This is a genomic window from Arcobacter rhizosphaerae, assembly GCF_049472155.1.
Taxonomy (GTDB): domain Bacteria; phylum Campylobacterota; class Campylobacteria; order Campylobacterales; family Arcobacteraceae; genus Arcobacter_B.
In genome coordinates, this window is sequence record NZ_JBMOVW010000006.1 from 146208 (window position 1) to 166616 (window position 20409).

Annotated in this window: 22 protein-coding genes and 3 tRNA genes; 14 read left to right on the forward strand and 11 right to left on the reverse strand. The window is 25.1% G+C overall.

Features of this window, described 5'->3' with window-relative positions:
• The first annotated feature begins 26 nt into the window (after positions 1-26).
• From pgp3 to ACH5BH_RS10905, 8 genes are all read left to right on the forward strand, one after another.
• Entirely contained in the window at positions 27-899 is an 873-nt protein-coding gene (gene pgp3, locus ACH5BH_RS10870) for a peptidoglycan metallopeptidase Pgp3 (RefSeq protein WP_490372060.1), read from the forward strand.
• 70 nt (positions 900-969) lie between these two features.
• Complete coding sequence (locus ACH5BH_RS10875; protein ID WP_404303680.1) at positions 970-1791, forward strand: MlaA family lipoprotein; 822 nt, start codon at positions 970-972, stop codon at positions 1789-1791.
• Positions 1792-1794: 3 nt separating this feature from the next.
• Positions 1795-2382, forward strand: a complete 588-nt coding sequence (locus tag ACH5BH_RS10880; RefSeq protein WP_423298362.1) for a Tgt2/MlaC family protein — start codon at positions 1795-1797, stop codon at positions 2380-2382.
• Positions 2383-4869 (forward strand): efflux RND transporter permease subunit, encoded by a 2487-nt coding sequence (locus ACH5BH_RS10885; RefSeq protein ID WP_423298363.1) that lies wholly within the window; start codon positions 2383-2385, stop codon positions 4867-4869.
• Between the two features lie 14 nt (positions 4870-4883).
• Positions 4884-6560 (forward strand): ATP-binding protein, encoded by a 1677-nt coding sequence (locus tag ACH5BH_RS10890; RefSeq protein WP_423298364.1) that lies wholly within the window; start codon positions 4884-4886, stop codon positions 6558-6560.
• Positions 6561-6872: 312 nt separating this feature from the next.
• Positions 6873-7289 (forward strand): ModE family transcriptional regulator, encoded by a 417-nt coding sequence (locus ACH5BH_RS10895; protein ID WP_404303674.1) that lies wholly within the window; start codon positions 6873-6875, stop codon positions 7287-7289.
• A gap of 3 nt (positions 7290-7292) precedes the next feature.
• Positions 7293-7931: an HAD family hydrolase gene (locus ACH5BH_RS10900; RefSeq protein ID WP_423298365.1), complete on the forward strand. Its 639-nt coding sequence runs from the start codon at positions 7293-7295 to the stop codon at positions 7929-7931.
• Positions 7932-7994: 63 nt separating this feature from the next.
• Positions 7995-8972 (forward strand): SPM autocatalytic domain-containing protein, encoded by a 978-nt coding sequence (locus ACH5BH_RS10905; RefSeq protein ID WP_423298366.1) that lies wholly within the window; start codon positions 7995-7997, stop codon positions 8970-8972.
• Here ACH5BH_RS10905 and ACH5BH_RS10910 read toward each other — a convergent pair.
• The 9 genes from ACH5BH_RS10910 to ACH5BH_RS10950 form a co-directional block, all read right to left on the reverse strand.
• Positions 8969-10087, reverse strand: coding sequence for a pyridoxal phosphate-dependent aminotransferase (locus ACH5BH_RS10910; RefSeq protein ID WP_404303671.1), 1119 nt, complete (start codon positions 10085-10087; stop codon positions 8969-8971). The genes ACH5BH_RS10905 and ACH5BH_RS10910 overlap by 4 nt on opposite strands.
• A 12-nt stretch (positions 10088-10099) precedes the next feature.
• Complete coding sequence (locus tag ACH5BH_RS10915; RefSeq protein ID WP_423298367.1) at positions 10100-10675, reverse strand: TlpA family protein disulfide reductase; 576 nt, start codon at positions 10673-10675, stop codon at positions 10100-10102.
• 74 nt (positions 10676-10749) lie between these two features.
• Positions 10750-11040 carry a membrane protein insertase YidC gene (locus ACH5BH_RS10920; protein ID WP_404303669.1) on the reverse strand — a complete coding sequence of 97 codons (291 nt, stop codon included), beginning with the start codon at positions 11038-11040 and terminating at the stop codon, positions 10750-10752.
• Between the two features lies 1 nt (position 11041).
• Positions 11042-12223 (reverse strand): hypothetical protein, encoded by a 1182-nt coding sequence (locus ACH5BH_RS10925; RefSeq protein WP_423298368.1) that lies wholly within the window; start codon positions 12221-12223, stop codon positions 11042-11044.
• A 122-nt stretch (positions 12224-12345) separates the two neighbouring features.
• A complete protein-coding gene (locus tag ACH5BH_RS10930; protein ID WP_423298369.1) occupies positions 12346-12990 on the reverse strand; it encodes a DsbA family protein in 645 nt (214 codons plus the stop codon).
• Positions 12980-13402, reverse strand: coding sequence for a disulfide oxidoreductase (locus tag ACH5BH_RS10935; protein WP_423298370.1), 423 nt, complete (start codon positions 13400-13402; stop codon positions 12980-12982). The genes ACH5BH_RS10930 and ACH5BH_RS10935 overlap by 11 nt, the downstream gene beginning before the upstream one ends.
• An 87-nt stretch (positions 13403-13489) precedes the next feature.
• Positions 13490-13774 (reverse strand): hypothetical protein, encoded by a 285-nt coding sequence (locus ACH5BH_RS10940; RefSeq protein WP_404303662.1) that lies wholly within the window; start codon positions 13772-13774, stop codon positions 13490-13492.
• 62 nt (positions 13775-13836) lie between these two features.
• Complete coding sequence (locus ACH5BH_RS10945; RefSeq protein ID WP_423298371.1) at positions 13837-14769, reverse strand: methyltransferase domain-containing protein; 933 nt, start codon at positions 14767-14769, stop codon at positions 13837-13839.
• 1 nt (position 14770) lies between these two features.
• On the reverse strand, positions 14771-15238 hold the full coding sequence (locus ACH5BH_RS10950) for a DUF2721 domain-containing protein (protein WP_404303660.1): 468 nt from the start codon (positions 15236-15238) through the stop codon (positions 14771-14773).
• Positions 15239-15435: 197 nt separating this feature from the next.
• On the opposite strand from ACH5BH_RS10950, the gene rraA reads away from it, so the two are divergent.
• Complete coding sequence (rraA, locus tag ACH5BH_RS10955) at positions 15436-15924, forward strand: ribonuclease E activity regulator RraA (RefSeq protein WP_404303659.1); 489 nt, start codon at positions 15436-15438, stop codon at positions 15922-15924.
• 27 nt (positions 15925-15951) lie between these two features.
• Here the strand turns inward: rraA and ACH5BH_RS10960 are convergent, their stop codons facing one another.
• Positions 15952-17802, reverse strand: a complete 1851-nt coding sequence (locus ACH5BH_RS10960; protein WP_423298372.1) for a GGDEF domain-containing protein — start codon at positions 17800-17802, stop codon at positions 15952-15954.
• A 106-nt stretch (positions 17803-17908) separates the two neighbouring features.
• Here ACH5BH_RS10960 and ACH5BH_RS10965 point away from each other — a divergent pair, with 106 nt between their 5' ends.
• Positions 17909-18175, forward strand: coding sequence for a hypothetical protein (locus ACH5BH_RS10965; protein ID WP_404303657.1), 267 nt, complete (start codon positions 17909-17911; stop codon positions 18173-18175).
• A gap of 16 nt (positions 18176-18191) precedes the next feature.
• Here ACH5BH_RS10965 and ACH5BH_RS10970 read toward each other — a convergent pair whose 3' ends face one another.
• Positions 18192-18542: a RidA family protein gene (locus ACH5BH_RS10970; RefSeq protein WP_404303656.1), complete on the reverse strand. Its 351-nt coding sequence runs from the start codon at positions 18540-18542 to the stop codon at positions 18192-18194.
• 103 nt (positions 18543-18645) lie between these two features.
• On the opposite strand from ACH5BH_RS10970, the gene ACH5BH_RS10975 reads away from it, so the two are divergent.
• The 4 genes from ACH5BH_RS10975 (at position 18646) to ACH5BH_RS10990 (ending at position 20372) form a co-directional block, all read left to right on the forward strand.
• Positions 18646-18730, forward strand: a tRNA-Tyr gene (locus ACH5BH_RS10975).
• A 17-nt stretch (positions 18731-18747) separates the two neighbouring features.
• Positions 18748-18834: transfer RNA gene (locus tag ACH5BH_RS10980), tRNA-Leu, on the forward strand.
• A gap of 15 nt (positions 18835-18849) precedes the next feature.
• A tRNA-Ser gene (locus tag ACH5BH_RS10985) sits at positions 18850-18938 on the forward strand.
• A gap of 168 nt (positions 18939-19106) precedes the next feature.
• On the forward strand, positions 19107-20372 hold the full coding sequence (locus ACH5BH_RS10990; protein WP_423298373.1) for a hypothetical protein: 1266 nt from the start codon (positions 19107-19109) through the stop codon (positions 20370-20372).
• Positions 20373-20409: the final 37 nt, after the last annotated feature.

Sequence of the window (20409 nt, forward strand, 5' to 3'; positions counted from 1 at the left end):
TAAAAAAGATTTTGTTACAATTTAGAATGATAATTAAAAAACTACTAACACTTATTTTATTATGCAATTTTATGTTTGCACAAGAGATTAAACTATACTTTGAAAAAAACACTATAAAAAATGCACAAACTGCACTTTTAAGGCTTCAAGCAATAGATATAAAAGAACCAAAATTAACTCTTTTAGATAAAGAACCTTTTAATCTAAATTTTAAAAAAAATAGTTTTAAAAAAAATGAATATTATGCTTTAATACCAATTTCATATTATAAAAAACCAAAAAAGTATAAAGTTATTATTTCTTATTTTAAAAGTAATAAAAAATATTTCAAATCAATAAAACTAAATGTAATAGATGGAAAATATAAAAGCGAAACTATAAATGTTTCAAAATCAATATTTAAACCAAGTAAGAAAAGAGTTCAAAGAACAAAAAGGGAATATAAAGAAGCTATGGATATTTACAGAAGTGTAAGCGATAAAATTTTATGGAAAGAAGATTTTATTTATCCTATAAATTCCAAAATTACAAGTGCATTTGGAACAAAAAGAGTTTATAACAATGAACTTAAATCATATCATAGCGGTACAGACTTTAGAGCACAAATAGGAGTACCTATTTTTGCTTCAAATTCAGGAATTGTAAAAATCGCTCAAAATAGATTTTACGCAGGAAATTCTATAGTAATTGACCATGGTCACGGAGTTTATTCTTGTTATTACCACTTAAGTAAAATGAATTTTAAAGTGGGTGATTTTGTGAAAAAAGGTCAAAAAATAGGTCTCAGCGGAACAACAGGTAGAATCACTGGACCTCATCTACATTATGCTTTTAGAATAAATGGCATTCAAGTAGATCCACTTCAAGCAATAAAAGTATTAAATACCTTGAATAATTAATAATATTTTACTTCAACATATTTTCTACATTTTTTTTATATAATATTTAATAAAAATGCAAGGAAATAAATTGAAAGGTATTATTCTATCAATAATTATTGCTTTTACTTTTAATGCTTGTGCAACAAAAGATAATGGCAAAATACAAACACCAAATCCATCAGCAACTACAAAAACTACAACTGTAGAAAAAGTTGCTTCTTATGAAGATGACTTTGGAAGTGAATTTGATAATGAGTTTTCACAAGAAACACAAAAGGAAGTCTTTGACCCTTTAAGTGGTTACAATAGAGCTATGACTACATTTAATGATTTTTTATTTATGAATGTAATGAATCCTATTGCAAAAGGTTATGCTTATGTATTACCTCAAACTGTAAGAGTTGGTGTCTCAAACTTTTTTGACAACTTACTTTTTCCCATAAGATTTACAAATAATTTACTTCAATTAAAATTTGAAAATGCAGGTGTTGAGCTTGGAAGATTTGTAGTAAATAGTCTTTGGGGATTAGGTGGATTTATGGATCCAGCTACAAATGAACTTGGTTGGAAACAGTATGATGAAGACTTTGGACAAACACTTGGTTATTATGGAGTAGGAAGTGGTTTCCACATAGTATTGCCTATCTTAGGCCCATCAAACTTAAGAGATATGTTTAGTATGGTTCCAGATGGATATATAAGTCCTATTTCAACAACAGGTTCAAGTGATATTCCTTATAAAATACCAAATAATAATCTTGAAGCTATGGGAATTATGGGTCTTAAAACAACTAATAGTATTTCATTAAAACTAGGTCAATATGAAAATATCAAAAAAGATGCTTTAGATTTATATCCTTTCTTAAGAGATATATATGAACAAAGAAGAAATCAACAAATTAAGGAATAAGTAATGAAAAATATTTTAAAAGTTTTACTTTTAATAACTGCACTATTTACAAGTGCAAGTGCTGTAAAAAAAGATGAAATAGTAAGTGTAATGACATCTAAAGTTGATAGTGCATTAGATGTTTTAAAACAAAAAGATTTAAATACTACAAATAAAGCAAATAAAATTTTTGCTTTAATTGATGAAGTTTTTGATTATGAACTTATGGGTAAGATTTCTTTAGGTAAAGAAACATGGCTTAAAATAAATAATGCTCAAAGAGCAGAGTTTTTAAAAGCTTTTGAGAATAAACTTAAAAACTCTTATGTTGACAAATTAGAACTTTACACAGATCAAAAAGTAAAAATTCTTGAATTAACACCATATAAAAAATCAAGATTACAACTAAAAACAGAAGTTGTAGGAAAAGATGAAATTTATAAAATAAACTATAATTTTTATCAAAATAGAAAAAGTAATGAATGGTTTATCTATGATGTAGATTTATTAGGTGTTAGTATTGTGCAAACTTACAGAAAACAATTTGCAGGACTTTTAAAAGAAAAAACTTTTGATGAACTACTTGTGATTTTAAAAGACACAAAAAAATAGATGATTAAAAAACTTTATGACAGAATAATTTTTAAATATCCAATTGCAGTAATAATAAGCTTATTACTTGCAGTTGGCATTTTAGGATACTATAGTACAAAACTTGAAATTGACGCTTCTGCTGAAACTTTACTTTTAGATGATGACAAAGATTTAAAATTTGTTAGAGAAGTTAGTAAAAGATATCATAACCCAAATTTTTTACTTGTAACTTTTAGTCCAAATGATGATTTATTATCTTCAAATAGTCTTGAAACAATTAAGAATATGAGTGATGATTTTTTACAAATCGATGCAATTACAAAAGTAACCTCAATTTTAAATGTTCCTCTTCTTCAATCGCCAGTTAAACCAATAGCAAGTTTGGTTGATGGAGTTAATAAAATAGAAGATGGAAACTTTAATAAAGAACTTGTAAAAAAAGAGTTTTTAAATTCAGAACTTTATACAAATACTTTAGTAAGTGAAACTTATAAAACAACTGCCTTAGTTTTAAGTTTAAAAGATGATGAAAAATATAGAACATTACTTGAAAAAAGAAACTCTTTACTAAAACTTAAAAGAGAGGGTAAAATTACAAATGAAGAGAAAGAGCTATTAAATAAAACTATTATTGAGTTTAAAAAACATAGAGATTTTACAAGAGCAAAAGAGAGTCATGATATACAAGCTATTAGAGATATCATAAAAAAATATGATTCAAATGGTACTATCTTTTTAGGTGGTATAAATATGATAGCCAATGATATTATTGGTTATGTTAAAAATGACCTTTTAATTTATGGTTCTACTTTAGTTTTTTTACTTATCACAATTCTTTGGATTATTTTCAAAAATCTTAGATGGGTTGTTTTACCCATAACTATATGTTTACTTTCTGTTGTATCAACAGCAGGTATTTTAGGCCTATTTTCCCTTGAAGTTACTGTTATATCTTCTAATTTTATTTCATTACAATTAATAATTACTTTATCAATTGTACTTCATTTAATCGTAAGATATAGAGAATTAAATAATAAATATAAAAATGCAAGCCAGTATAAGTTAGTAATCAATACAGTTTTATCAAAATTAAATCCATCTTTTTTTGCTATTCTTACTACTATTACAGGTTTTGCTTCATTAGTTTTATCAAAAATACAGCCAGTTAAAAATTTAGGTTTAATGATGAGTGCTGGTATTGCGATATCTCTTATTATTGCATTTATTGTTTTTCCTATTATTTTGATTTTCTTGCAAAAAAAAGCTGAAAAAAATGCAAAATTAAAACAAGACACTTTTGCACTTATCCCAACTTGTATTAAAACAGTTGAAAAAAGAGGTTCATTTATTATTGTTTCAAGTATTATACTTGTGATTTTCTCTTTAACTGGTGCATCTAAACTTATAGTTGAAAATAGCTTTATTAATTATTTTAAGAAAGATACTGAAATATATAAAGGGATGAAAGTTATTGATGAACAGTTAGGAGGAACTACTCCTTTAGATGTAATCATTAAATTCAAAGAAGATAAGAAAGTACAACAAAAAAGTACAAATGATGAATTTAGTGGTTTTGATGATTTTGAAAATGAATTTTCACAAGATACTAATAATGAACAATATTGGTTTACAGCAGATAAAATGGAAACAATAAAAAAAGTTCATACATATTTAGAATCTTTAGATGAAATAGGTAAAGTTCAATCTCTAGCTACATTACTTAGAGTAGGTAAACTACTAAATGAAGGAGAAGCTTTAGATGGTGTTACTTTAGCTTTACTTTATAATAAACTGCCTCAAGAGTATAAAAATATCATTTTAAATCCTTATGTAAATATAAAAAATAATGAAGCTAGAGTTACAGTTAGAATCATGGACTCAAATCCACAATTAAGAAGAAATGAACTTATAAATAAAATAAACAAGGATTTAGAAGAATTGATAAGTACAGAATATACTTCATTTAGATTATCAAATCTTATGATTTTATATAATAATATGCTTCAATCTCTATTTGATTCTCAAATCAATACATTAGGCTTTGTAATTGTTATTTTGTTTATTATGTTTTTAATATTATTCAAATCTTTTAAAATTGCTGTTGTTGCTATTTTAGCAAATATTATTCCAATATCTGCCATATTTGGTATTATGGGTTGGCTAAATATTCCTTTAGATATTATGACTATTACAATTGCTGCTATATCTATTGGTATTGGTGTTGATGATACTATTCACTATATCCATAGATTCAAAGAAGAGTTTAAACATGATCATAACTATTTAAATAGCATGAAAAGAGCTCATGAAAGTATCGGTTATGCTATGTACTATACATCTTTAGTGGTTATAGTTGGTTTTTCAATTCTAGTTTTATCAAACTTAATTCCAACTATATATTTTGGTCTTTTAACAGTAGTAGTAATGGCAACTATTTTAGCTTCTGCTTTACTTTTACTTCCAAGACTTCTTATAATATTTAAACCCTTTAAAAAAGTAGTTTAATAGCTACTTTTTTAATGTTTAATAAAGATTCAAAGAACATACAACCTAAATATGTTAATATTAATATTATGAATACATTAAATGAATATCTATATCAAAAAAAAACTATTGATTTGTTTGAAAACTTAGTATATTTTAAAGATCTTGAAGGTAAATATATACTTTGTAATGATGCTTTTTGTAAATATACTAATTATACAAAAGATGAAATTATTGGAAAAACTGATTTAGAATTATTTGAAAATGAAGATGCTTTAACTTTTACAAAAAATGACCAAAGTGTTATTGATACTAAAAAAGAGCATAATTTTTGTGAAATATTAACTCTAAATGATGGTACAAAAGTTTACTTTGAATCTAAAAAAGATATTGTTTTAGATGAAAATAATAAACTTGTAGCAATTATTTGTATTTCAAAAGATATTACCAAAGAAAAAGAGTATGAATCACTTCATACAATCACACAAAAAACTCTTGAATATATATTAAAAGATTATTCATTGAAGAAAACTCTTAATTTTATTATTACAGAAGCAGAAAAAATTAATAAAAATATGATTTGTTCAATTTTACTTTTAAATGATAAAAAAACTAAATTCAAAGAAAGTTTTACAAAAAGTCTTCCTAAATACTATAATGACGCAGTAAAAACACTAACTATTGCTCATGGTGTAGGTTCATGTGGAACTGCTGCTTACACAAAAGAGAGAATTATTGTTGAAGATATAAATACTCATCCATATTGGCGTGATTATTTAGAATTGACAAAACCTCTAAACCTAAATGCTTGTTGGTCAGAACCTTTTTTTACTAAAAACAATGAAGTTTTAGGTACTTTTGCTATATATTACAAAAAAAGTAAAAAACCAACAAAGTTTGAACTTAAACTTATTGACTCTTTCTCGTACTTAGTTTCTTTAGCTGTAAATAGATCATTAAGATTAGAAGAGATTAAAAAACAAGAAAATCTAATAACACAACAAGCTAAACTAGGTTCATTAAGTAATGTACTTGAAAATATTGCTCATCATTGGAGACAACCTTTATCTTTAATTTCAACCGTAGCTAGTGGTATGAAAATAGAATATAATTTATATTCAAAAAATAAAAAACTTTATAATAATTCTCTTGCTAAAATTATTAACACTACACAAAATTTATCAAAAACTATAGATGAGTTTAGAGATTATTTTTTAAGAAGTTCTCAGAAAAATAGCTTTAATATTGAAGATACTTTTCAAAGAGTCATACGTGTACTTGAAAAAAAATTTGAAGAACAAAATATCCATATAGAAAAAAATATCCATAACTGTTCTTTATATACTTATGAAACAGAAATTATTCATATTCTTATCAATATAATAAATAATTCAATAGAAGCAATTAAAGAAAAAAAAATTAAAACTCCAATAATATTCGTAGATATAAAAGAGAAACATAATGATTGTATTATAACAATAAAAGATAATGCACAAGGAGTTGAGAAATCTAATATTGATAAAATTTTTGAACCCTACTTTACAACAAAAGATAAAAAATCTTCTGGAGTTGGACTTAGTTTATATATTGTTCAAGATTTAGTAAAAAGACATTTAAAAGGATTTATTGAAGCAAACAATACAATTTTTAAATATAATGATGAAAACAACAAGGGTTTAGAAGTAAAAATTACAATTCCTAAAAGTTTATAATTTAAATTAGGATATTTCTTGTCCTATTTACTCATTGTTAACTATTTATTTAAAAAGGATTAATCTTCGGAGTTTATAATTGTAATACAAATTAAGCAAAAGACTTAATTTTGATATACAAGTTTTTCAACTTGACTCTCCTACAAATAATATACAAGTCAATAACAGAACGCTACCCCCTAGGCGTTCTGTTTTTTTATGCTTAATTTTAATATATAAAACTGTATAATATTTGTGCTAAAAAATAATGATAATATAAATATTTTTAAATATAATTACAATTTAATGATAATAAGGAACTTTGATAATAAGATGGTAAAACTTGATTCTACTCAAAAACAACTAGTTTTAAACAATTTAGATGAAAATGGCGAATTATCTTGCATAAGAGCTTTTAAAGCAGCTAAACTAATGGGTATTAAACCTAAAAATATGGCACAAATTGCAAAAGATATGAATATTAAAATAACAAATTGTGAGCTAGGTGTTTTTGGTAAATTAAAATTTTCACAAATGAATGATGATATTTATAATACATTAGCAAAAAATTCAGCAAATAATAAAAAAGTACAATGTGAAATTGCTTGGAAACTAGCACAAGAAAAAGGTTCAACTCTTAAAAAAGTTGGTTCTTCTATAAAAAACTCAGATATAAAAGTAACTCATTGTCAATTAGGTATTTTCTATGATGAAGAATTTGATAAATTTGATAAGGTAAGAAAAAAATAGTATATGAAAAAATATATACTATTTGATAATGATGGAGTACTTGTAGAAACAGAAAAATGGTATTATGAAGCAAATAAAATTGCTTTAAAACAACTAGGAATAACCCTTGAGCTTGATATTTATCTTGAAATAATGGCAAGAGGTGGTACTGCTTGGGAACTTGCTTTTAAAAAAGGTATTTCAAAACAAATAATTGATAATAAAAGATTTCAAAGAGATGAATACTATCAAAACTTTTTAATAACAAAAGATATCGAAATTCCAAATGTAAAAAAAACATTAGAAAAACTATCCAAAAAATATAAAATGGGAATTGTTACAACTTCAAGAAGAGTTGACTTTGAATTAATTCATAAAAACAGAGGTATTACCCAATTTATGGATTTTAGTCTATGTGTAGAAGAATATAAAAGAGCTAAACCCTACCCCGACCCTTATTTAGCAGGTCTTAAAAAGTTTAATGCAAAAAAAGAAGAAGCAATAGTTATTGAAGACTCACAAAGAGGCCTTAGTTCTGCTGTAAATGCAAATATTCAATGTGCTATAGTTCATAATAATTTTACTGTAAAACATGACTTTTCTAAAGCTGATTTTTTCATAAATTCATTAGAAGAACTTGAAAGCTTACTAGGGAGTATATAAACATTTAAGCTTCCTTTTTATAAAGCTATAATAGAATTTTTATATATACAAAAAGGCTTTATTATGAAAATTGAATCATCTGAAGTTACTATAAACACTACTTCAAACTCATTTAAAAGTAGTTCTATAAACTCTGCATCTTGGATCAATGAGCTTAAAAGTGCAAGAGAAACAAAAGCTATTAAAACTACTGTTATAGCTGATTTAAATGGCATATACTTAGCATCAAATGACCAATCAAAACTTTCAAATGAAGATAAAATAAAAAAACAAATATTAGAAGAGATTACTTCTAAACTAAATGACAATAAACAAAATAATTTCTTCTTAAACAAAAAAGACAAGTTTAAAAATGATGAAGTAAATTGGGGTTTTAGACTACACACAAAAACACAATATCAACTTGAAAATAGTATAGAGTTTAACACAAAAGCAATTGTTAAAACTTCAAATAAAGAGTTTGAAATAGACCTATCAATATCTTTTTCAAAAAGTTTTCAAGAACTACATGAAGAAAAATTAAACCTCGGAAATGAAAAGTTTATAGACCCACTTATTATAAACTATAAAGATAGTTTAGATGGTTTTGACAATATAAATCCTACACTTAAATTTGCTTTTGATTTAAATAATGATGGAAAAGTTGAAAGAATACCTCTTTTAAGAGATGGTGCAGGTTTTCTTGCTTTAGATAAGAACAAAAATAAGGCAATAGATAATGCCAGTGAGTTATTTGGAACTAAAAGTGGGAATGGTTTTAATGACTTAAGAACTTATGATATGGATAAAAACAATTGGTTAGATGAAAACGATTCAATTTTTAAAGATTTAGTAATTTGGGAAAAAAATGATAAAGGTGATGATAAATTGATCTCTTTAACACAAGCAGGAATTGGGGCAATTTATCTAAAAGAAAACAAAACTAGTTTTGATTATCATCAGTCTATAGAACATAAATTTGCCCACCTTAAACAGTCTAGTTTTTATATAAAAGAAGATGGAAAGACAGGCTTAATTAATGGTTTAGATTTTATAGTTTAATACTTAGTTTTTAAATACTCTTTTAATCTTTGAACACCCTCACTCATGTGTTCAATATCCCTTGTATATGCAAATCTTAGATATTGATTTGTTTTATTAGCACCAAAATCAATACCAGGAGTTGTAGCAATATGAATACTTTCTAAAAGTTCTTTAGCAAAACTAAAACTATCATCTGTATATTTAGAAACATTTGCCCATAAATAAAATGCTCCATCTGGTTTTGCATCTATTTCAAAAATTTCACTTAATTCTTTATATAAAAAATCACGTCTTTCTTTAAATATTGATTTTACTTCTTGTAAATATTCTTCATCAAATGCTTCAAGTGCCGCATGTTGAGATAAAGTGGGAGCAGAAATAAATATATTTTGAGCAATAATTTCAGCTTGTCTTGAAAGTTCTTTAGGAACTATAATCCAACCAAGTCTTAAACCAGGCATACAATAATATTTAGAAAAACCATTTATTACAAAAACCTTATCACTGAACTCTAAAGCAGTATTTGCATTTTTTTCGTATGTTAAGCCATGATATAACTCATCTGAAATAAAAGAAATATTATTTTCATCACAATACTGTACTAATTGTCTTAAGTTATCTTTTTTATAAATATTTCCTGTTGGATTACAAGGGGAAGATATTTGAAGAGCATCAAGGGTTTTATCCTTTAAATGCTCAACAGTTAATTCATAATCAGTTGATTTATCAATTGGCATAAAACAAGGCTTTATATCAAGCATACTAGCAAAATTTTTATAACATGGATATGAAGGATCAGATAAACCTAAGACATGATTATGTTTTAAAGTTAAAGTATAAGCAACTAAGAAAGCTCCTGAAGTACCAGGTGTTAAAATAACTTGTTCTTTATCTATATCAACACTGTAATTTCTTTTATACATAGATACAATCTCTTGTCTTAATGAAGCTAAACCTTTTGATTCTGTATATGAGAATTCATCATTATGTACTGCTTCTAAGAGTCTTTTTTTTACTTTTGCACTTGGTTTTAAATCAGGTTGTCCTATTTCAAAATGTATTGTATCTTCAAAAGCTGCCGCATCTCTTACTATATCCATTACAATAAATGAACTCATATTCTCATATCTCAATTAAAACTCTCCTTAATTATTTAATGCTTTATCTATATATCTTTCAAATAAAGACTTATCTGTTTCACCTACAAACTTTTTAATATAAGTTCCATCTTTATCATATAAATAGTATTCAGGTACTTTTGAAACCTCACCTAAATCTTTTGTAAATCTAAAATTTTCTTCACCTATTGTTACAGGATATTGAATATTATGTTTTTTTATAAACTCTTGAATTTCTTCTTTCGATTTATCTTTTTCAAATAAAACTGAAATGATTTCAAACTCTCCTGCATATTTTTCTTTTAGTTTATTCATATCAGGAATTCCTTTTATACAAGGAGGACACCATGTAGCAAAAACATCAATTAATACAACTTTCCCTTTATAATCTTTGAAATCAATTCCTGTAAGAGTTGTTTTTAATTCAATACTTTTCCCATCAACAGTTTGAAGTTTAAACTCTTTAGAGTCAAAATTTGTTCCAATTTCTTTTTTATCTTTTGGCTTTGCTACCATACTCTCATCAATTGAATCTTTTGTATCACATCCTGTAAATAATAAAGCAGATGATAAAATACCTGCAATTAAAAAGTTCTTTTTCATATTAGTCCTAAAATTTTGATTTTTAAAATTATAGTTAAGATTAATTAATAAAATCTAAATGTGAAAATAAATATTTATTTAAGTAAGTGTTGTATAATTTTTTTTGCCTCGACATCATCAAAAAAAAGATTCATTGATAGCTCATTATTTACTTGTTTAATAAACTTCATTTTCTCTTCTTTTAATTTTTGCTCGTCATTTTTATACTCTTGTTTTATTTGTTCTAACTTTAGTTCATATTCTCTTATTATTTCATCTTTTTTCATAGCTGTGGGCTTAATACTAGTTTTTAATATAAATTGCTTATATATTAAATATCCTGCTAAAATAATCAAAAGTATTAAAACTAAAGTTAAAAAATCCATACTATTTTGACCTTGCTATATCTTTAGCTTCTTTTGCTAAGGCTTCTGCTCTTCTTGCAGTTTGTAAAGCTTCTAAAATTGCTTTATTATTTTCTTCTTGTGTTTCAAGTTTTTCTATTCTTTCTAAAACTGATCTAAAACTTACATGACCTATTGTTTCTAAAACTCTAGGAGCATTAATGATATGTTTGATAAGTTTTAAATCTTTCCAATTATCAGTAATAGTTTTGTCAATAAAGCTTGCATAATCTACATTAGTTTCAGTTTTATTAGCCACAAAAGCTAAATCTAAATCTATGTCATTTTTTTGGGCAAATAGATTATAATATAAATCTTCTAGGTATATTGGGTTATTTAAAGTTGAGATATGTAAATAAACTTCCTCTTTATATCCCTTTTCTAATAAATAAGATAAAACTACTTCTGATACTTTATTTTCTCCTGAAGTTAGTACATCTGAAAGTTTTTCTGTACAGTTTACATAAACTTGTTTTGATTCATCTTTTGAAAGTGCTTTTGTAAATTTAACTAAGTCTAAGTTAAATCCATAACTAAAAGAGTTTATTTTATTAAGCATTGGGTTTATAATTTTATCTGGGTTAGAGCTTGTATTTGCATAAGTTACAATACTATTTACAAATTCAACATCATTTTCATCAAATCTTGCATTTTCACAATACTCATTTATATCTTTTATTAGATTAACCTCAAGTAGTTTCTTTGAAGTTTCATCATAGTATGAAGTTAAATCATTTATTGCATATTTTTTAGAATTTTTAGCAATTAGTTCGTATTTTGATGATATTTCTTTATACTTTTCAATTTTCTCTTTTATGTTTAGAGTTTTTAGTAATTCTAGTTCTTTTTCTAAAATTTCTTTTTTTTGTGCATTAATAGTTTGGGCAACCTTTAAACCTCTTTTTGGAAGTTCTTGTGCTAATTTATTTAATTTTTCATTATATTCATTAACATCTTTAGAATTTTGAATTTGTGAAGCTAACTTTACAGCTGAAGAGATTTTAAAAGATCTTCTAATAAAAAACACAACAATTAATAAAATTATAAATAAAACTACCCCTACACTATATACACCATTTGGAGTTTGTGTATAAATTTCTCCTAAATTAAAATTTGTCTGCTTTGCAACTGCAAAAAATTCTTTTAGGTTTTCTAAAAATACCATCAATGCTTCCTTTAATGTTTAACTTAATTATTATTACTAGTATACACTCTTTTTCTTAATTTTTTTACTATATAATCTATAGAGTTAAAGCATAATATTTCAACTGATACAAAAATAAACTACTATTTATATAGTTTTGACTCAACTAAATCAAATAAATCTTTATATGACAATCTTTTAAGTTTTTCTCCATTTACAAATAAAGTAGGAGTTCCTCTTACTTTTAATTTAGTGGCATCTTCTCTATCTAATTTTAAAATATTATCTACATTGATTTTTTCAAAATCTGCTCTTAATTTTTTAAGGTTTAAAGATGGTACATCTTTTAATTCTTCCCATAAAAGTTCAGGTTTTTCATTGTTATGTTGAGCCCAAACTCCTTGTGATTCATAAATTTTATCAAGAACAGCTTGGTACATATTTTGTTTTTTTGAAGCTTCTAGAATTTTAATTGCATATTTTGAGTTTTTATGATTATCTAAATATCTAACTACTATTTGAATATCTTCGTAATAATTTCTATAAAGTTCTTTTACCACTTTATGATATAAAGCACAAGATTCACACTCAGGATCTATAAATTCTACAACATATACATTTTTTTTATTATCCCCAAAAACTGTAGAGTGTTCTCTAATAAAAGGTGTACTTGTATAAGAAAGCTTTTCAATATTTTGATTTGACTTATTTTCATAAGAGATAACTAAAGCTGTAAAAACAGCAAATAATATAGCAAGCGATACTAATACAATTGATTTATTTTTCATTCTTTAATCCTTTTTTATGTAATAAAAGCAAGATAAAAATAATAAGATAAGAACTTAAAGATAAAAATGGAATTGTGATAAACCCAAGCCAATTTATGTATTCAGTAGAACAAGGCACACCTTGTACACAAGGTACTACACTTTCAGGAATAATTCCAAACATTAGTAAATTATGATAAATAGCAAAAAATAGCCCTACTAAAACAAGAGGCATAGCATATTTAAATACTTTATCATCAGGATACAAAATATTAACAAGAAAAATTAAAACTAATGGATACATAAAGATTCTTTGATACCAACACATACTGCATGGTACAAACTGCATAATTTCAGAAAAAAATAGACTTCCCATAGTAGCTATTGAAGCTGTAAGAAAAGAGAGTAAAATTAAAAAACTTGACTTTGTCAAAATAACTCCTAGATATAATTTTCAAAAATTATATCTAAGATTAGTTAACAAAAAAATTTATTATTGTTATAAGATAAAGTTATTAACTTAGGCTCCTCCACCTACACTTGCATTTAATTCACCATGAAGTTCATTTCTAGGAATTGAATCACACATAGCTATAGACTCATTTAGTGCTTTTAAAAACTCTTCTATATTTTCATAAGGAATTTCTACTTCAGATGTCTTTTCTTCTCCATGAGAATATATAGCAATACTAACTACGGGACTACTATATTCTCCATAAGGCTTTTCTACATGCTCAATTTTAACTGTATCATTTGTACTGTGAGCTAGTTTAAAAGTTTTTATTTCAATGTGTTGACTAGGCATATCATACTCCTTGGTTAAATTTTATAAATTGTAACATAAAAATATAATAAAAAACAAACACCTTATTTTTTTATAGATGTAGCAGTTAAAAAAAGATAATTCTTTCCAGTTAGTGTTACTCTATACTTTTTTTGTTGTAAATATTTCTTACAAAAATAAACATCTTTATATAAAACAGATTGTTCACTAAAAGAATAATTTGCAGCTTTTGCTCCATATATCATTTCAGAACCATGCCATCTACAATTTGGAAATCCTAATATCAAAGAGCCATTTTCTTCTAAATAGTTTTGAAATAAATCCATAAATAACTTTTTAAAGTTTAAAGTTGAACTTTGTAAAGTTCCTATTGAAATAAGTAAATCAGCTTTCTTTAAATTCAAACTTTTTAGATCATTTATATCATGACAATAAAAATTAAAATTATCATAAGGAAATCTTTTTTTTGCATGATTAATAGCACTTTTTGAAAAATCAATTCCAACAAATTGCTTTGAATTTATCTCTTTTTCATCTAAAAGTTCAGAAATTAAAGCAAACTCATCAGCTTTATTTATTCCTAAATTCAAGATATTTATTTTATTTTCAATTTTCGCATTTGTTAATGCTTGTTTATAATAATATAAAAAAGAAGGTTCTTCATTTTTATTTATTCTAAAAAATAAAGAGTCTTCTCCATATTTCTCATAATTACTAGTATAAGAATTATTATGAAAAGAGCTATTTTTATTTACTTTTTTAAAAGTTAAGATTACTGTATATTTACTACTTATTTCAGGAGTTAAAAGTTTACAAAATAAAAGTTCACTTAAATCATTCCAAGCTTTATAAGAGTGATATATATAAAGTTCATCTAATTGTATTTGTTCTCCTGCAAAAAGTTCAAAACCATAATCTGGATTTAAAACTTCTATTTTTACTTCTTCACTCTGCTCTAAATTTTTTTGTAAATAATTCATAATTTCATGAATATTATGAGTTGTAAATTTTTTCAATTTATTCTTCTTCTTTTTCAACTTCTTCTATTTCAGAAGTATTTTGTTCAAGTTCTTTATTTTTTTTATGTCCTTTTGAATACTTTTTAATTCCTTCAAGTTCAATTTCAATTGCCCCTGTTGAAATTGAAATTTCAAAAATAGCAGTGATTAAAGAAGCACACATTAAAACTAAACTAATTCCAAAAACTATATTTCCAAAAATTCTAAACTCTATAAAAAGTAAAAACATAGAAAATGTACATAATAATAAGGAAAGTACTCCTAAAATTTGCATTAATTTAATTAAATCAACTCTTTTTTTTAGATTTTTTATTTGTTTAGAAGCTTTAGGTACTCTTCCATCTCTTGCATTTGCACTTAATCCTCTAATAAGTTGTGCAGTAGTTAGAAATCTACTTGTATAAGCTAATAAAAGCAAAGAAATAGCTGGAAATAGAAGTGCTGGTGTTGTTAAAGCAATATCCATTTATAAATACCTTTTAATTTTTTTGAAATTATAACTTATTTAACTGTAAAGCGTATGATATTTTTTATCACAAGTGTTACTATTTCACTTATTTTATAAAATTAATATTTTTTTTTAAAGTTTTTTTAATGTTTACACTTTTTCTACATTTCTTTTTACTAACATACAATTTGGGAAGAAATAATTAAGGAGAATATATGAATATACATACAGCTGATTTATGTGACGAAAATCAAGATAAACAATTACAAATATTATCACCAAAATTTAAAAACTATGGTGGTTTAAAAAGATTTTATGGACAAATTGAAACAATTAAATTAGATAAAAGTAACTTTAGACTTTTAGAAATGCTAAGAGATGAAGATGGTGAAGGTAAAATAGTAGTAGTTGATAATGGACAAGAATTTTTTGGAGTTGTTGGTGATAAGCTAATGGCTTTTGCGGCTAAGAACAACTGGAAGGCTATCATTTTAAATGGATATGTAAGAGATACTGATGAAACTAAAAATATTAACGTTGGATTATTTGCTATTGGTACTTGTCCACTAAGAAATTTTGATAAAACAAACTCTTCAAGAGGTGAAGAACTTAACTTTGAAGGTTTAACATTTAATAGAGGTGACTATATTTATGCTGACAATGATGGTGTGGTTATTTCTAAAGAAAAACTAATTCAAGACTAAGGGTTAAACCTTAGTTCTTTAATCTATTTAAAATAAATCCACACTTGAAACTTGCTCTTCTTTAAATCTAACTACCTTATCTCTACCTGTACTTTTTGCTTCATATAAAGCTATATCTGCATTTTTAATTACAGAATTAAAACTTGATGAATCTTGTGGGAACATAGATAAACCTATACTTACAGTCTTTTTAAGTTTTGCACCCGCATAAACATCAATTTCATTTTCTCTAACTTTTTTAGAAATTTTATTAGCAACGTGTAAGGCATCATTTTCATTTTTAACGCCAACAAGTAAAACAATAAACTCTTCACCACCATATCTAATAACAAGATCAGATTCTCTAACAGTTTCATCTAAAATAGTAGCTAACTCTTTTAGTACTTTATCACCAATATCATGACCATATTCATCATTTACAGCTTTAAAGTGATCCATATCTAACATTAAAACACCAATATTTAATTCTTCTCTTTTTGCATGAGGAATTAGTTTTTTAGTATGTTCTTCTAAGAATTTTCTATTATATAAACCTGTAAGCCCATCTGTAAATGCAGACTCTTGTAAAGCCTTCATTAGAAGTTTAACCTCTAATGATGGTGCTGCTTCATTAATATAACTTTTAATAAAAGTAATTTGCGATTTTAATTTTTCTAATTCATTTTTCTTTTCAAATACAAAATTTATAATTAAATTTATATTTTTACTAATAGAAATATTAGTACAGTAATAAAAAAGATCTTTTTTTTCAAAATATGGACAGGTGTTATGAAAGTCCATTGATACTACATCATTTTTTGTTCTTGCTGATCTACATAAGTCAGGTGTTTCTTTCATAGTTTTACTACAACAAAAGAAATCTCCTTTTTGAATAACTGTTGTCATTTTATTTTTTAGCATTTCAATTTCAATAAAATTAAATGCTTTTAAATTAAATTTATTTGAAAATACTTGTGACAATCTTTGATAAATTTCATCCCTTGAGTCATCTAGTTCAATTTCTTTTTTAAATTGATAAAGGTTTGATAAATTATCGATAATCTCTTTTGATTCATTTAAAGGATCATTACCCTCTTTTCCTGCTTGGTATCCAATAAATCCATGAAGTTTTTTTTCAATATCAATTGAAGTATCTTTAAAGTTAACCATTAGTTTATTATATTCTTCTGTTAAATTAAGCATATCTTTACTTATACCAGAAGTAGGAATATTTATTCTTTTAAATTTTCCTTGAACTGCATTATTAATATTTATACTAAATTTATCAAATAATTCTATATAAGGTTGTAAGATTCTTTTTGATAAAAAAATTATAATAAATATGGCAAAAAGAACAACTAAAGTAATAATATAAATTGACTCTATTCCTATTTGTTTTAATGCACTAATATCAAGCTCTAAAGATACTGCACCTAAAGTTTCCCCAGGATCTACATCATGACACTTTAAACAGTCAATATTTTTAACAGCAACTGCATTGTAAGGTATTGTAACTCTAACAGAAGTGGTTGTAAAAGTTTCTTCTATTTTATGTGCCATTTTTCCTGTTAATAAAACACTTTTATCTAAAGCATCTTTAGGGAATTTAGTTTTATCAACCCTTCCAAATTGTTTATCAACAGGTTCTCCTCGCACAAGCCAAATATTTTTTACATTATTCATATTAGATACAGATTCAATAAATGTATCTACTTGGTGCATATTGTTATTTAACATGTGAGAAGTTAAACCACTTTTTACAACTTCAGATATAGCTTGTGCATTATGAATTGCAGATTTTATACCTATATGTCTTAGATTATATAAACTTAAAGCGGTAATCGCTATAGCTAATATCAAAACCATCACTACAAACTGCAAAATAATATTTTTTCTCACAAGCCAACCTTAAAAAATAATTAAAATCATACAGTAATTATTCTTAAAATAGTTATATAGTAATTTATGATACTTATTATATAATCTACTTTGAAAAGGATTTAAAATGTCAGAAATAAAAAATAAACTAAAAGATTTAGTTGAGAATACAATGATTCCAGAAGTTGAACATTATATTGAAGATTTACATAAATTATTAGAAAACAATACACAAACACAAGATGATATGGATGCAATAAAAGAAATGGAATCATTTTTAGTTGAACTGCAAAATGTTTTAGCTGTTATTGAAGATGATAGTATGCCAAAAGAAGAATACGAAAGGATTTATAACAAAATTATTTCAAATATAAAAGAACATAGTGAACATTAAAAGTTAAGTGAAACACTTAACTTTTAACAGCAGTTACTATTAGCTCAACTAAAGTATTTGTACTTGCCATATTTGCTTCTACACAAGCTCTTGCAGGAGGGTTTTCTTTTGATACCCATTCATCCCAAACTCCGTTAAAGTCTTGGAAATCTCTATAAATATCTTTTAGAAAAATTTCCACTCTTAATATACTATGCTTATTTGAACCTATTTGATTTAATCTTTGTTCAACAATCTCTAAAGCTCTTGAGGCTTGTCCTTTTATATCTAAATCTTTATCATCAGATACAATACCTGCTAAGTAAACAACACCATTATGCTCAACAATTCTACTCATTCTCTCACTTACTTCTTCTCTATTAATCAAAATATCTCCTATTTTTTATAAAATTACAAAAATTATATCAAATTTTTCAAAATTTAATTTTAAATTAATAAAAAAGTAAATATAATTTCGACCTCTTAATCAAGGTGAGGTTGGAGAGTGGTCAAATCCTGCGGATTGTAAATCCGCCGCCTACGGCTTCGAAGGTTCAAATCCTTCCCTCACCACCACTTTAGAGATACACTGTGCGAGTGTGGCGGAATAGGTAGACGCGTGGGACTTAAAATCCCATTCCGGTTTCGGAGTGTGAGTTCGATTCTCACCATTCGCACCACTTTTTTAGAATTGTAGAGAGTTGACTGAGTTGGTCGAAAGTACCGGTTTTGAAAACCGGCGAGGTTCACGCCTCCGGGGGTTCGAATCCCCCACTCTCTGCCACTTATTTAACAAATTCTTCAATATGCTTTCATTTTAAATTCCAACCAAATAATTTATATCTTTTAAGTTATTAAAAACATTTAATATGACATATAAATAATTAAAAAATTAAGTATAATATAAAAATAATTTCAATAATATATTGTTCAAACTTAAAAAAGGAATAAAATGAGAATATCAACTCTATTAATAACAAGTACAATAACTGCAATTTTATCTATTAGTTTTGCTGGATGTGGTAATCCTCCAGAACCATTTAATTATAAAATAAAAAATCAACATAAAAATATATCAAACTATGAAAAACAACAATTAGTAAATATTATAATTGATAGAAACAGTAGACTTAAATATAAATCATCAAATGGATGTGTTATATTAATAAATAATTGGTATAAAGAAGGTTGGAGCTTTAAATATAGAGAAAATATGAAAAACTGTTTTTCTGTAACTAATAATATTCTTAAGAGAATTGATTATTCATCTTGCTCTAATGACCATGGAAGAAGTTTTAAAAAATGTAATTATATTTCAAATAAATTAGAAGACTATTCTAACTTTATAAATAATTTACAAAATAATGTAATTGAAAAAGAACTACAAAAAGAAATATCAAATTATCAAAAATTTATAAAATTATATGATAAAGCTAATATATCAAGAAAAGAAAAAATTAAAATAATTAAAACATCATTAGTAGATAATACAAAAGTTTTACCAAAATCTGTTTTTAATCAACTAAATAAATTTCATGTTGTTGAAAATAGTGTACCAAATAAAATTAATCTTTACATAAATTATATATCACCCAATAATGGTAAAAATAATATAAATAGAATTGCAAGAAATATTTTAGGTGATAGCATATCAGAAAACTTTAATAAGTTTTTCAAAGATGATTCTTCTATTTCAGATAAATTTAAAATAACTAGTTCAACAATAACAAATACAGTAAATAGATATAAAGTCACTTATAAACATAGAGTATTTAAAGATGACTATAATAAGTTTCCAACTAACTTAACTTATGAAATTGATAAAGTCTACTTTAATTATCTTCCAAAAAAATTTAGAGCTAAAGATAGAAATATAGAAGTAGAAGTTATAAATAATTTTAAAGATGATTATAATTCAATTAAACATATAAAAATTTATAATAAAACAAAAGAATTTATAGAAATAGATACAATATCTGGATATTATGGTGAAGATGTAACTGATAATATCATAGATATGAAAGATATGAAAAGAATTAATATATCTCCTATGAGTTATAAAATATTTAAAACTGATTATTCATACGAATTATTATTAGTAAATGATAAAAATCAAAAAGTGCCTTATGGTTTTTCAATTGGTTACAAAATGATAAATCAGAATATTATTAAGAATTTATATAAAGTTAATAATTATTCAATAAAGAGTTTTAATTAAAGAACATCTACAATTAAAATTATTATAGTTATAGGAA

Excerpts from the sequence above, each read along its gene's own strand:
- pgp3 (WP_490372060.1), top strand. The coding sequence starts at position 27 with ATGATAATTAAAAAACTACTAACACTTATTTTATTATGCAATTTTATG.
- ACH5BH_RS10880 (WP_423298362.1), top strand. The coding sequence starts at position 1,795 with ATGAAAAATATTTTAAAAGTTTTACTTTTAATAACTGCACTATTTACA.
- ACH5BH_RS10885 (WP_423298363.1), top strand. The coding sequence starts at position 2,383 with ATGATTAAAAAACTTTATGACAGAATAATTTTTAAATATCCAATTGCA.
- ACH5BH_RS10890 (WP_423298364.1), top strand. The coding sequence starts at position 4,884 with ATGTTTAATAAAGATTCAAAGAACATACAACCTAAATATGTTAATATT.
- ACH5BH_RS10895 (WP_404303674.1), top strand. The coding sequence starts at position 6,873 with ATGGTAAAACTTGATTCTACTCAAAAACAACTAGTTTTAAACAATTTA.
- ACH5BH_RS10900 (WP_423298365.1), top strand. The coding sequence starts at position 7,293 with ATGAAAAAATATATACTATTTGATAATGATGGAGTACTTGTAGAAACA.
- ACH5BH_RS10905 (WP_423298366.1), top strand. The coding sequence starts at position 7,995 with ATGAAAATTGAATCATCTGAAGTTACTATAAACACTACTTCAAACTCA.
- ACH5BH_RS10915 (WP_423298367.1), bottom strand. The coding sequence starts at position 10,675 with ATGAAAAAGAACTTTTTAATTGCAGGTATTTTATCATCTGCTTTATTA.
- ACH5BH_RS10920 (WP_404303669.1), bottom strand. The coding sequence starts at position 11,040 with ATGGATTTTTTAACTTTAGTTTTAATACTTTTGATTATTTTAGCAGGA.
- ACH5BH_RS10925 (WP_423298368.1), bottom strand. The coding sequence starts at position 12,223 with ATGGTATTTTTAGAAAACCTAAAAGAATTTTTTGCAGTTGCAAAGCAG.
- ACH5BH_RS10930 (WP_423298369.1), bottom strand. The coding sequence starts at position 12,990 with ATGAAAAATAAATCAATTGTATTAGTATCGCTTGCTATATTATTTGCT.
- ACH5BH_RS10940 (WP_404303662.1), bottom strand. The coding sequence starts at position 13,774 with ATGCCTAGTCAACACATTGAAATAAAAACTTTTAAACTAGCTCACAGT.
- ACH5BH_RS10950 (WP_404303660.1), bottom strand. The coding sequence starts at position 15,238 with ATGGATATTGCTTTAACAACACCAGCACTTCTATTTCCAGCTATTTCT.
- rraA (WP_404303659.1), top strand. The coding sequence starts at position 15,436 with ATGAATATACATACAGCTGATTTATGTGACGAAAATCAAGATAAACAA.
- ACH5BH_RS10965 (WP_404303657.1), top strand. The coding sequence starts at position 17,909 with ATGTCAGAAATAAAAAATAAACTAAAAGATTTAGTTGAGAATACAATG.
- ACH5BH_RS10990 (WP_423298373.1), top strand. The coding sequence starts at position 19,107 with ATGAGAATATCAACTCTATTAATAACAAGTACAATAACTGCAATTTTA.